This window comes from Streptomyces piniterrae, assembly GCF_005048155.1.
Classification (GTDB): domain Bacteria; phylum Actinomycetota; class Actinomycetes; order Streptomycetales; family Streptomycetaceae; genus Streptomyces; species Streptomyces piniterrae.
Genome location: NZ_SUMB01000001.1, coordinates 1 through 11,483 on the forward strand (window position 1 = coordinate 1; position 11,483 = coordinate 11,483).

An 11,483-nucleotide genomic window follows, 5' to 3' on the forward strand; every position below is an offset into this window, starting at 1 on the left:
TTTGAGGGGTTAAGGCTCCCAGTAGACGACTGGGTTGATAGGCCAGATATGGAAGCGCCGTAAGGTGTGGAGTTGACTGGTACTAATAGGCCGAGGGCTTGTCCTCAGTTGCTCGCGTCCACTGTGTAGGTTCTGAAGTAACGACCGTTGAGTCTGCTCCGGTTGGTTAACTTCATAGTGTTTCGGTGGTCATTGCGTTAGGGAAACGCCCGGTTACATTTCGAACCCGGAAGCTAAGCCTTTCAGCGCCGATGGTACTGCAGGGGGGACCCTGTGGGAGAGTAGGACGCCGCCGAACAATTTTTGGGGAAAGCCCCGCCAGGAACCAGGTTCCAGGCGGGGCTTTTTCGCGTTCCGGGGGTGGAATCGGCTGATCACGGACCCGGAGCACGGCGCGGCCGACGGGGCAGGTAAGGTCAGGGGCATCATTGGCACATTTCCCACAGGAGGCCCCCGCGTGGAGGTCCAGGAGACGCGGGTCCAGACGGATCGAGTCCTCACCATCCCGAACATTCTGAGCATGGCTCGCCTGGTCGGCGTGCCGGTGTTCCTGTGGTTGGTCCTGTGGCCGGAATTCGGCGGGCCCAACGCTGACGGGTGGGCACTGCTCGTGCTCGCACTGAGTGGTGTCAGCGACTACCTGGACGGCAAGCTCGCCCGGCGCTGGAACCAGGTCAGCAGCCTGGGCCGGATCCTCGATCCCGCCGCCGATCGTCTGTACATTCTCTCCACCCTGGTGGGTCTGACATGGCGTGAGATTCTGCCGCTCTGGCTCACCGCGGCCCTGTTGGCTCGTGAACTGATGCTGCTGATCGCGGTCGGATTCCTCGCACGCCACGGTTACGGCCCTCCCCAGGTGAACTTCCTGGGGAAAGCGGCTACGTTCAACTTGATGTATGCCTTCCCGTTGCTCCTGCTGAGCGACGGAGGGGACTGGCTTCACAGGCTCGCAGCTGTTTTCGGATGGGCGTTCGCCGGATGGGGTACCGCGCTCTACTGGTGGGCAGGGATCCTCTACGTGGTCCAGGTCCGCCGACTCATCAGGGCGGACGCCACGGCCGACTGAGCTCGCCGAACCGGCAGATTGTGCCAAGTCCCGGCGCCCGTATGCGCGAACAGTGGGCGATCTGGACAGGTGAAGTCGGCAAGACCGTCGTCTCTTAGAGGAGGACGCTTCCGACATGAAGGCCGTTGTGATGGCCGGCGGCGAAGGAACACGCCTTCGCCCCATGACGTCCAGTATGCCCAAGCCTCTGCTGCCAGTGGCCAATAGGCCGATCATGGAGCATGTACTCAGGCTGCTGAAACGGCACGGTCTCAGTGAGACCGTCGTGACCGTGCAATTCCTTGCCTCGCTCGTCCGGAACTATTTCGGCGACGGGGAAGAGCTCGGAATGGAGCTCACCTACGCCAATGAGGAAAAGCCGCTGGGCACTGCCGGCAGTGTGAAGAACGCCGAGGAAGCACTCAAGGACGATGCCTTTCTCGTCATCTCCGGTGACGCACTCACCGACTTCGATCTCACCGACCTGATTCGGTTCCACAAGGAAAAGGGCGCCCTCGTCACCGTCTGCCTCACGAGGGTGCCCAATCCGCTCGAGTTCGGCATCACCATCGTCGACGAAGCCGGCCGGGTCGAACGGTTCCTGGAAAAGCCCACCTGGGGCCAGGTGTTCTCGGACACCGTCAATACCGGTATCTACGTCATGGAGCCGGAGGTCTTCGACTATTTCGAGCCCGACGTTCCGGTGGACTGGTCGGGTGATGTCTTCCCGCAGCTCATGAAGGAGGGCAAGCCGATCTACGGCTATGTCGCCGAGGGCTACTGGGAGGACGTCGGCACTCACGAGAGCTATGTGAAGGCCCAGGCCGATGTCCTCGAGGGCAAGGTCGACGTCGAAATCGACGGATTCGAGATCTCGCCCGGGGTCTGGGTCGCCGAGGGCGCCGACGTACACCCGGATGCCGTACTGCGCGGTCCGCTCTACATCGGCGACTACGCCAAGATCGAGGCGGATGCGGAAATCCGCGAGCACACCATCGTCGGCTCCAACGTCGTGGTCAAGAGCGGTGCGTTTCTCCACAGGGCGGTGGTGCACGACAACGTCTATATCGGGCAGCACAGCAATCTGCGTGGCTGTGTGATCGGCAAGAACACCGACATCATGCGGGCCGCGCGGATCGAGGACGGCGCCGTCATCGGCGACGAATGCCTCGTAGGTGAGGAATCGATCGTCCAGGGCAATGTGCGGGTCTATCCGTTCAAGACCATCGAGGCCGGTGCTTTCGTCAACACCTCGGTGATCTGGGAATCCCGTGGTCAGGCGCATCTGTTCGGCGCGCGCGGGGTGTCCGGGATCCTCAATGTCGAGATCACCCCGGAGCTCGCCGTCCGGCTCGCCGGTGCGTACGCCACCACGCTGAAAAAGGGCTCCACGGTCACCACCGCCCGCGATCACTCCCGAGGCGCGCGGGCGCTCAAGCGGGCGGTGATCTCCGCACTGCAGGCCAGCGCCATCGACGTACGCGACCTGGAGAACGTCCCGCTGCCGGTGGCCCGACAGCAGACCGCCCGCGGCAGCGCCGGCGGGATCATGGTGCGGACGACGCCCGGCGTGCCGGACTCCGTCGACATCATGTTCTTCGACGAGCGGGGAGCCGACCTGTCGCAGGCCGGGCAGCGCAAGCTCGACCGGGTGTACGCGCGCCAGGAATACCGTCGCGCCTTCCCCGGCGAGATCGGCGATCTGCGGTTCCCGGCCAGCGTGTTCGACTCCTACACGGGGTCGCTGCTGCGGGCGGTGGATACGAAGGGCATCAGCGATTCCGGGCTGAAGGTCGTCGTGGATGCCTCCAACGGCAGCGCCGGCCTGGTCCTGCCCAGCCTCCTCGGCCGGCTCGGGGTCGACGCGCTGACCATCAACCCCGGCCTCGACGAATCCCGGCCGACGGAGTCCGCCGATGCCCGGCGCTCCGGCCTGGTCCGGCTCGGCGAGATCGTCGCGTCCGCCCGGGCCGCCTTCGGTGTGCGCTTCGACCCCGTCGGCGAGCGGCTGTCCCTGGTGGACGAGCGCGGACGGATCATCGAGGACGACCGCGCTCTGCTGGTCATGCTGGACCTGGTGGCGGCCGAACGCCGCACCGGTCGGGTTGCGCTGCCGGTGACCACGACCCGCATCGCCGAGCAGGTCGCGGCGTACCACGGGACGCAGGTGGAGTGGACGACGACGTCGCCCGACGATCTGACCCGGGTGGGGCGTGACGATGCCACGGTCTTCGGTGGGGACGGTCTGGGCGGGTTCATCATCCCGGAGTTCAGCAGCGTTTTCGACGGTGCCGCCGCGTTTGTCCGGTTGATCGGTCTGGTGGCCCGTACGCAGCTCACGCTCAGCCAGATCGACGCGCGGATCCCGCGGGCGCATGTGCTGCGCCGTGATCTGGCGACGCCCTGGGCGGTGAAGGGGCTGGTCATGCGGCATGTGGTCGAGGCGGCCGGGGACCGTGACGTGGACACCACCGACGGTGTGCGGGTCGTGGAGGCCGACGGCCGCTGGGTGCTGGTGCTGCCGGACCCGGGCGAAGCGGTCACCCATCTGTGGGCGGAAGGGCCGGACGACGCCTCCGCTCAGCAGCTGCTGGACGAGTGGTCGGCGGTGGTGGACAGCGCCGGACGGTGAGCCCGACCCCACCGGCGTGCCGTGATTCGGCACGCCGGTGGGGCCATTGGGAGAGTGCGCGGGCGACGTGGGACGATGTGCGGCATGTCGCAGCAGCGCCCCGATCGGAGCACTCCCCAGAAGCCGGCCGCGCGCCCCGATGCGTCCATGTCGCTGCTGACCAACGTGATGGATCACAGCCTCGACGACGGATACGCCGAGGCCGCGGCGCGTAAGTCCGCTGTGGGCGTGAGTGGTCTGCCGCGTACCCTCCGGGCGAAGTTGGGTCTCGCGGCCGGTCTGGTGCTGGCGGCGGTTGTGGTGACGGTCGGCGCCGCCCAGGCGCGGATAGCCGCGCCGACGCTGGCCAAGGAGCGCGAGGAGCTCATCAACCGTATCCAGAAGGGCACCGACGCGGCGGACGAGCTCCAGGAGCGGGTCGACGAGACGCGGGCCGCCGTCAGCAGGATGCAGCGTGAGGCGCTGAAGAAGCACGGCGGCGACAAGGCCGAACTGCTGGCGCTGCTGGCCGGTTCGACGCAGGTCACCGGGCCCGGTGTGCGGCTCGTCGTGGACGATGCCAAGGGCACGGAGTCCAGTGGCGGAGGGCCGCGCGAAAGCAGTGGTTTTTCGGACACCGGCCGGGTACGTGACAGGGATATGCAACGCGTCGTCAACGGTCTGTGGGAGTCCGGTGCGGAGGCCATCTCCGTCAATGGGCAGCGGCTTACGTCACTCTCGGCGATCAGAGCCGCGGGAGACGCCATACTGGTCGACAACAAGCCACTGGTACCGCCTTATACGGTGCTGGCGGTGGGGGACGGGCAGCGGCTCAGCACCGCGTTCCAGGACAGCGCCGACGGTCAGTATCTGCATGTGCTGCAGGAGAACTACGGCGTACGCACCAGGATTTCCGCTGAGAACGAGGTCACGCTGCCGCCCGCGCCCAGCTTGATCGTTCGTACCGCACAGCCGAAGGCCGGTGCCGCGAAGGCGGACGGCGCCGACATAGGGAAGGGCACATCGTGATCGCCGTACTGGGCCTCATCGTGGGAGTCGTGGTCGGACTTGTCGTCCGACCCGTGGTGCCGACGGTGGTCGAGCCCTACTTGCCGATCGCTGTCGTCGCGGCGCTGGACGCCGTGTTCGGCGGTCTGCGCGCGATGCTGGACGGCATCTTCGACGACAAGGTCTTCGTCGTGTCCTTCCTGTCCAACGTCGTCGTCGCCGCGCTGATCGTCTTCCTCGGTGACAAGCTGGGCGTCGGTGCCCAACTCTCCACCGGCGTCGTCGTGGTGCTGGGCATCCGGATCTTCTCCAACGCTGCCGCGATCCGCCGGCACGTCTTCAGGGCGTGAGGCGGATGGCTACCGACGAGACGCCGGAGCCGGAGAAGAAGCCGGAGCCGGAACCAGGACGTCCGGCCGAACGGCGGCCGATGCCACCCGAGAACTCGGGTGCGCCGGAGCCGGCGGCAGATGGTGCACAAGGTCAGGAATCGGACGACGGTGCACAGAACGACGAGGACACGGCGGCCGGCGCAGCCTCGGACGAGACACCGGAAGAGGGGACTCCGGGACGGCCGAAGACCGGTCGGCAACGCCTCGTCGCGAGCCTGTGGCCGCCTCGGCTGACCCGCGCTCAACTGATCGTCGCTGTCCTCCTGTTCATTCTCGGCCTCGGCCTGGCGATTCAGGTACGTTCCACGAGTGAGAGCAGTGCGCTGCGGGGTGCGCGTCAGGAGGACCTGGTGCGCATTCTGGACGAGCTGGACAATCGCTCCCAGCGGTTGACGGACGAACAGCGGCGCCTGGAAGGGCAGAAGACCGAGCTGGAGAACAGCTCGAACCAGGCCGAGGAGGCCCGCAAGCAGACCGTGGAGAAGGAGCAGCAGCTGGGTGTGCTGGCCGGGACCGTCGCGGCGCAAGGGCCCGGCATAAGCCTGGCCATCGACGATCCCACGCACTCCGTCGAGGCGGACAAGCTGCTGGACACCATCCAGGAGCTGCGGGCGGCCGGCGCCGAGGCCATTCAGGTCAATGACGTACGGGTCGTCGCGGACACCTATCTCTCGGATGTCCGGGGCGGCGTGGAGATCGACGGCAAGCGGGTCACGCAGCCGTACCGTTTCAAGGTCATCGGCAAGCCGGAGGACCTGGAACCGGCGCTGAACATCCCTGGCGGGGTCGTCCAGACGCTGGAAAAGGAGCAGGCCAAGGTGGCTGTGACGCGTCAGGAGAAGATCATTGTGAACGCCTTGCGAGTGGCGAAGCGGCCTGACTACGCTCGGTCGTCCTCGCAGTGAGGCGTCCACGTATGGCGATGGCCCGGGGAGGGCATGAGGTAGCGGGGGGTCGGCGCACCGTGCGTGTGGTGTGTGGTGGAAACTGTCTGAAGGCCACGGACGTTCACAGGATGTCCGGATCGGCCGGTGTGTGCATCGAGGGTTCGTCCTGCCCCACGGGCGGGTCTGTTTCGTTCAAGGGGAATCGCCCGTGAAGTTGTTTGGAAAGCTGTTCGGCAAGAGCGCACGCCAGGAGGGCGGCAGCGGCTCCGCGCGGCATCGCGCGCCGCGCCAGCCCGATGAGAGCGGCGCAGGTGAGGACCGTCCGCTCTTCCGTGATGAGGTCGGCGGTCCGTCCGGGGGGCACGGGGCGGGTTCTGTTGACCCCTCCGGGCCCGCCCGCATAGGTTCCCAGGAACCATCGGCCGCACGCACGGGTGGAGGGCTCGCCTTGCCGGTTTGTACGAGGTGTGGGCACCGGAACGCCGAGGCGAGCCGGTTCTGCTCCAACTGTGGTGCGCCGCTGCGCGCGGGCGCACAGGCCGAGCGCGCGTCGGAGACGACGTCGACCATCTCCATTTCGGGGCTCGAGGCCTATGACGCGGAGGCGACGGGGCAGACCCTGACGCCGTCGCTGTCCCCCGAGGCCCAGGCGGCGGTCGACGCCCTTCCCCTGGGCTCGGCGCTGCTGATCGTCCGCCGGGGCCCGAATTCGGGCAGCCGCTTCCTGCTGGACGGCGAGCTGACGACGGCCGGCCGTCACCCGCAGAGCGACATCTTCCTCGACGATGTGACGGTCTCCCGCCGCCATGTGGACTTCCGTCGCGGCGAGGACGGTGCCTTCACGGTCTCCGACGTCGGCAGCCTGAACGGCACGTACGTCAACCGTGAGCGGATCGATTCTGTCGCGCTCTCCAATGGCGACGAGGTCCAGATCGGCAAGTACCGCCTGGTCTTCTACGCGAGCCAGCGAGGCGCCGGTATCTGACCGGCCGGGGAAGGTATATGCGCGATACACCGACAGGCGGTGCCGGTTCTGCCGGCACCGCCTCCTCGGACGGCAGGCCGGTGAGCATCGGCACGGTGCTCAATTCGCTGCGCGAGGAGTTTCCCGAGGTCACCATCTCCAAGATTCGCTTCCTGGAGGCCGAGGGGCTGGTCGAGCCGAAGCGCACGCCTTCCGGGTACCGCAAATTCACCGCGGAGGACGTCGAGCGACTGGCGAGCGTCCTGCGGATGCAGCGGGACCACTACCTTCCGTTGAAGGTCATCCGGGAGCATCTGGACGCCCTGGAGCGCGGTGAGCGGGTCCAGCTGCCGGCTCAGGCGGCGGCGCCCTCACGGGACCTGCTGGAGGGCATGCACGACCCCGATGAGGAGCGGCCGGCGGCGGCCCGGATCGGCCGGGCCGAGCTGTTGGCGGCCGCCGGGGTGGATGAGGCGGCGCTCGCCGACTGGGAGTCGTACGGGCTGATCGTTCCGGATGCGGGCGGGGGGTATGACGCCGAGGCCGTCACCGTCGCCAAACTTGTCGCGGATCTCGGCCGTTTCGGTCTGGAACCGCGACATCTGCGGGCGGTGAAGGCGGCCGCCGAACGCGAGGCGGGCCTGGTCGAGCAGGTCGTTGCACCCCTTCGGCGGCACCGCAATCCGCAGACCAGGGCGCATGCCGAGGCCACCGCCCAGGAGCTGGCGACGCTGTCCGTACGGCTGCACGCGGCACTGGTCCAGACCGCTCTGCGGGGCCGGCTGCAGTGAGCAAAAGAGTGCCCGACTACCCAAACCGGCCGGGCACGTCCTAGGGTTACTGTGTGAACGAGCTCGACGTCGTGGGTGTCCGGGTGGAAATGCCTTCCAGCCAACCGATCGTGCTCCTGCGGGAGGTGGGAGGCGATCGCTACTTGCCCATTTGGATCGGGCCAGGGGAGGCCACCGCCATTGCCTTCGCCCAGCAGGGCATGGTCCCTGCCAGGCCGCTGACGCACGACCTTTTCAAGGATGTGCTGGAAGCGGTGGGCCAGGAGCTGACGCAGGTCCGCATCACGGATCTGCGCGAGGGAGTGTTCTACGCCGAATTGGTCTTCGCCAGCGGCGTCGAGGTCAGCGCGCGTCCGTCCGACGCCATAGCGCTGGCACTGCGCACCGGAACGCCGATCTTCGGCACCGACGGTGTGCTGGACGACGCGGGCATCGCGATCCCGGACGAGCAGGAGGACGAGGTGGAGAAATTCCGCGAGTTCCTCGACCAGATCTCGCCCGAGGACTTCGGCACCAACAGTCAGTGACCAGCCGCCGGACATCTGATTCCGGCCAATCTGCTACGCCTTCCCCGCGCGAGGTCACGAGAAACCACTCGTAGGGTGATTATCACTCGGCGTGGCGAGCGCGGCGATCGTTGACGCACCCCGGGTGACTGCATACCGTCGATGTGGCAGGTCCCGTCCGGGACGTGGAGGACGGAGGGCGGCGTGGCAATCACCGGCGACGGTACGGCGGCGGAAGGGGCGTTGCCGCTCCACTCGGGCGCGGCGGCGAACCGTGCCCCGGTACAGGCCGCCGCGGTGTCGGCGGACCGTGAGACGCAGAACATCGGCTACCGCGGCCCGACCGCGTGTGCGGCGGCGGGCATCACCTACCGGCAGCTCGACTACTGGGCACGTACGGGCCTGGTGGAGCCGAGCGTGCGGCCGGCGTACGGATCCGGCACCCAGCGGCTCTACAGCTTCCGGGACGTCGTCGTCCTGAAGATCGTCAAGCGGCTGCTGGACACCGGGGTGTCGCTGCAGAACATCCGCACCGCCGTCCAGCACCTGCGCTCGCGAGGGCTGGCGGATCTGACGCGGATGACGCTGATGAGCGATGGTGCGACGGTCTACGAGTGCACCTCGCCCGACGAGGTCGTCGATCTGCTGCAGGGCGGCCAGGGCGTCTTCGGGATCGCGGTCGGTGTGGTGTGGCGGGATGTGGAAAGCGCGCTGTCACAGCTGCACGGAGAGCGCGTGGACACCGGCGAGACGCTCATCGGCAAGAACCCGCACGACGAACTGGCCAGGCGACGCAACCGGGCGGGCTGAGGCCGGGGCGGGAATGGGGGATCGCTCGGGGGGCGCCGGGGGAATTCCCTAGGGGGTGTTCGAACGGTTCCCCTAGGGGACGCGAGGACCCCCTGCGAGGCCACAACGCCCGGGTGCTGAGCGGTATTCCGGCGTGCTGAGCGGTATTCGCGTGGTTCACGGCGTGGCCGACGACGTGGTGGTTCCGGCCGGGGGCGGCGAGGGAGTGCCGGGGCCCGGACTGGGCCGGCGGGGTGTGGTGCGGGCCCGGGGCGGCGAGGGGATGTCTTGGACCGGTGTGAGCCGGCGAGGTGTGGGTGCGCGCCCGGGGCGGCGAGGGGACGTCTTGGTCCGGTGTGAGCCGGCGAGATGAGGTGCGGGTCCGTGTGGTCGGCGAGGGGCTGTTGGCGCCCGGCGTGGTCGGTGTGGGGGTGTCGGGGCCCGGCGTCGGGGCGATTGTCAGTGGTGTGCGGCAGCATCGGAGATGTGAGAAGTGCGCCGACGATCCTGCATCTGGACATGGATGCGTTCTACGCGGCCTGTGAGCAGGCGGCGAAGCCGAGTCTGCGGGGGAAGCCCGTGGTGGTCGGCGGGATCGGGCCGCGCGGCGTCGTAGCGACCGCCTCGTACGAGGCCCGGGTCTTCGGGATCCGCTCGGCGATGCCCACGGCCCAGGCGCGCCGGCTGTGCCCCAATGCCGCGTATCTCCACCCTCGTTTCCTGCTCTATCGCCAGGTGAGCGACGCCGTGATGGAGCTGTTGCGGGCGCTGTCGCCGCTGGTGGAGCCATTGAGCCTGGACGAGGCGTTCGTGGATCTGGAGGCGGGCGGGGTCGCGGCGGAGACGTCCGCCGTACGGGCCGTGGGGGAGAAGCTGCGGCGGGACATCCGGGAGGCCACGGGTCTGACGGGTTCGGTGGGGCTCGCGGGGGCCAAGATGCTGGCGAAGATCGCGTCCGAGGCGGCGAAGCCCGATGGCCTGGTGGTGATCGAGCCGGGCACCGAGCGGGAGCTGCTGGGGCCGATGACGGTGCGGACGCTGCCCGGGGTGGGTCCGGCGACGGCAGAGGCGTTGCGGCGGGCCGGCATCACGACTGTCGCGGAGACCGCCGAGGCCGGTGAGGCGGAGCTGGTGCGGCTGCTCGGCAAGGCTCACGGCGCGGGGCTGTACGCGATGGCGCTGGGCCAGGACGACCGGCCTGTGGTCGCCGACCGGGACGCGAAGTCCGTCTCGGTCGAGGACACCTTCGAGGTCGATCTGACCGACCGGACGCGGGTGCGGACGGAGCTGGTGCGGCTGGCCGACCGCTGTGTGCACCGGCTGCGGGAGGCCGGGCGCTCGGGGCGCACAGTGGTGATCAAGGTGCGGAACTACGACTTCTCGACTTTGACCCGTTCGGAGACGCTGCGCGGGCCCACCGACGATCCGGGGGTTGTCCGCGAGGCGGCCGTGCGGCTCCTGGAGACCGTGGACACGACCGGTGGGGTACGGCTGCTGGGCGTGGGGGTGAGCGGGCTGGCCGACTTCACGCAGGAGGACCTGTTCGCGCAGCTGGCGACGGAGCGGGAGGCCGCGGAGACGGCGCAGGCCGCCCCGGAGCCGGCGGCGGACGACGCGAGCGAGCCGGAGCCCGAGGAGGCGCGGCCGCGGCGCTGGCATCCGGGGCTGGATGTGGTGCACGACGAATATGGCGCCGGCTGGGTGCAGGGGAGCGGGGTGGGGCGGGTGACCGTACGTTTCGAGACGCCGTGGTCCGCACCGGGGAGGGTGCGGACCTTCGCAGTGGAGGATCCGGCGCTGCGGCCGGGGGAGCCGTTGCCGCTGGTGGGAGGGCCGGAGGCGGTTCAGTCCTCCGATCCGGCGATCTTGCCGAAGTCCTTGTCGGCGGGCGGTGGCGATGACACCGAGTCCGTGGGGGAGGAGATATCCAGCCGGTAGTGGTGGTAGAGCTGGAGCTCCTGCTCGGGGGAGAGATGCCGGCCGACGCCGAAGTCCGGGGCGTCCTTGATCAGCTTGCGGTCGTAGGGGATGCGCAGACCTTCCTCGCGCATTTCGCTCGGCTCCAGGGGGACGAAGGCGTCCCGGCTGAAGAGTCCGGTGCGGACGGCCGCCCATTCGGGTTCCCCCGTGGCGTCGTCGAGATAGACCTCGTCGACGGTGCCGATTTTGTTGCCGTGCCGGTCGAATGCCTTGCGGCCGATCAGGCTCCGGGGATCGATATCGGTTTGCACGGCCCCTCCAACTGCTCGCATTTGCCCTGTAGACAACTACCAAACGGCACATTTCATGCCCCGGCCACTCGAACGATCCTTCAGAGGGTGCGCTGGTAGGCTGGCGATTGGCCGCTGACCCCATGCGGGAGAGTCCTTTGTCGTTCGCGACGGGGGCGCCGAAGGAGCAAATCCTCCCCGGAATCTCTCAGGCACACGTACCGCATGGACGAGGTCACTCTGGAAAGCAGGGCGGGCCACGGTGAGGCACAACGCCGGA

General features: G+C 68.1%; 11 protein-coding genes, 2 rRNA genes and 1 riboswitch. Of the genes, 12 read left to right on the forward strand and 1 reads right to left on the reverse strand.

All coding sequences use genetic code 11. From position 1 onward, the window contains the following. From FCH28_RS00005 to FCH28_RS00060, 12 genes are all read left to right on the forward strand, one after another. Positions 1–106 (forward strand): 23S ribosomal RNA (locus FCH28_RS00005); the annotation flags it as partial. A gap of 75 nt (positions 107–181) precedes the next feature. Continuing rightward, positions 182–298: ribosomal RNA gene (rrf, locus tag FCH28_RS00010) — 5S ribosomal RNA — on the forward strand. A 159-nt stretch (positions 299–457) separates the two neighbouring features. Then, a complete protein-coding gene (gene clsA / locus FCH28_RS00015; RefSeq protein ID WP_136737577.1) occupies positions 458–1,066 on the forward strand; it encodes a cardiolipin synthase ClsA in 609 nt (202 codons plus the stop codon). Positions 1,067–1,181: 115 nt separating this feature from the next. Continuing rightward, positions 1,182–3,677, forward strand: coding sequence for a mannose-1-phosphate guanyltransferase (locus FCH28_RS00020; protein ID WP_136737578.1), 2,496 nt, complete (start codon positions 1,182–1,184; stop codon positions 3,675–3,677). An 84-nt stretch (positions 3,678–3,761) separates the two neighbouring features. Continuing rightward, positions 3,762–4,685 carry a DUF881 domain-containing protein gene (locus tag FCH28_RS00025; protein WP_136737579.1) on the forward strand — a complete coding sequence of 308 codons (924 nt, stop codon included), beginning with the start codon at positions 3,762–3,764 and terminating at the stop codon, positions 4,683–4,685. Beyond that, a complete protein-coding gene (locus tag FCH28_RS00030) occupies positions 4,682–5,014 on the forward strand; it encodes a small basic family protein (protein ID WP_003984969.1) in 333 nt (110 codons plus the stop codon). Before FCH28_RS00025 ends, FCH28_RS00030 begins: the two co-directional genes overlap by 4 nt. Positions 5,015–5,019: 5 nt before the next feature. Beyond that, a complete protein-coding gene (locus FCH28_RS00035) occupies positions 5,020–5,961 on the forward strand; it encodes a DUF881 domain-containing protein (protein WP_187363732.1) in 942 nt (313 codons plus the stop codon). 118 nt (positions 5,962–6,079) lie between these two features. After that, on the forward strand, positions 6,080–6,928 hold the full coding sequence (locus FCH28_RS00040; protein WP_246102350.1) for a double zinc ribbon and FHA domain-containing protein: 849 nt from the start codon (positions 6,080–6,082) through the stop codon (positions 6,926–6,928). Between the two features lie 17 nt (positions 6,929–6,945). Continuing rightward, a complete protein-coding gene (gene ftsR, locus FCH28_RS00045) occupies positions 6,946–7,698 on the forward strand; it encodes a transcriptional regulator FtsR (RefSeq protein ID WP_136737581.1) in 753 nt (250 codons plus the stop codon). A gap of 53 nt (positions 7,699–7,751) precedes the next feature. Then, the gene (locus FCH28_RS00050; protein WP_006606439.1) at positions 7,752–8,225 is read left to right on the forward strand and encodes a bifunctional nuclease family protein; all 474 of its coding nucleotides are present in this window, start codon (positions 7,752–7,754) and stop codon (positions 8,223–8,225) included. A gap of 183 nt (positions 8,226–8,408) precedes the next feature. Further along, on the forward strand, positions 8,409–9,014 hold the full coding sequence (locus tag FCH28_RS00055; RefSeq protein ID WP_136737582.1) for a MerR family transcriptional regulator: 606 nt from the start codon (positions 8,409–8,411) through the stop codon (positions 9,012–9,014). A gap of 465 nt (positions 9,015–9,479) precedes the next feature. Then, entirely contained in the window at positions 9,480–10,931 is a 1,452-nt protein-coding gene (locus FCH28_RS00060) for a DNA polymerase IV (RefSeq protein ID WP_169314006.1), read from the forward strand. Here the strand turns inward: FCH28_RS00060 and FCH28_RS00065 are convergent. Continuing rightward, on the reverse strand, positions 10,838–11,224 hold the full coding sequence (locus FCH28_RS00065; RefSeq protein WP_136737584.1) for a PRC-barrel domain-containing protein: 387 nt from the start codon (positions 11,222–11,224) through the stop codon (positions 10,838–10,840). The genes FCH28_RS00060 and FCH28_RS00065 overlap by 94 nt on opposite strands. 115 nt (positions 11,225–11,339) lie before the next feature. Then, positions 11,340–11,437: riboswitch (glycine riboswitch) on the forward strand. Positions 11,438–11,483: the final 46 nt, after the last annotated feature.

Excerpts from the sequence above, each read along its gene's own strand:
- ftsR (WP_136737581.1), top strand. The coding sequence starts at position 6,946 with ATGCGCGATACACCGACAGGCGGTGCCGGTTCTGCCGGCACCGCCTCC.
- FCH28_RS00020 (WP_136737578.1), top strand. The coding sequence starts at position 1,182 with ATGAAGGCCGTTGTGATGGCCGGCGGCGAAGGAACACGCCTTCGCCCC.
- FCH28_RS00035 (WP_187363732.1), top strand. The coding sequence starts at position 5,020 with ATGGCTACCGACGAGACGCCGGAGCCGGAGAAGAAGCCGGAGCCGGAA.
- FCH28_RS00025 (WP_136737579.1), top strand. The coding sequence starts at position 3,762 with ATGTCGCAGCAGCGCCCCGATCGGAGCACTCCCCAGAAGCCGGCCGCG.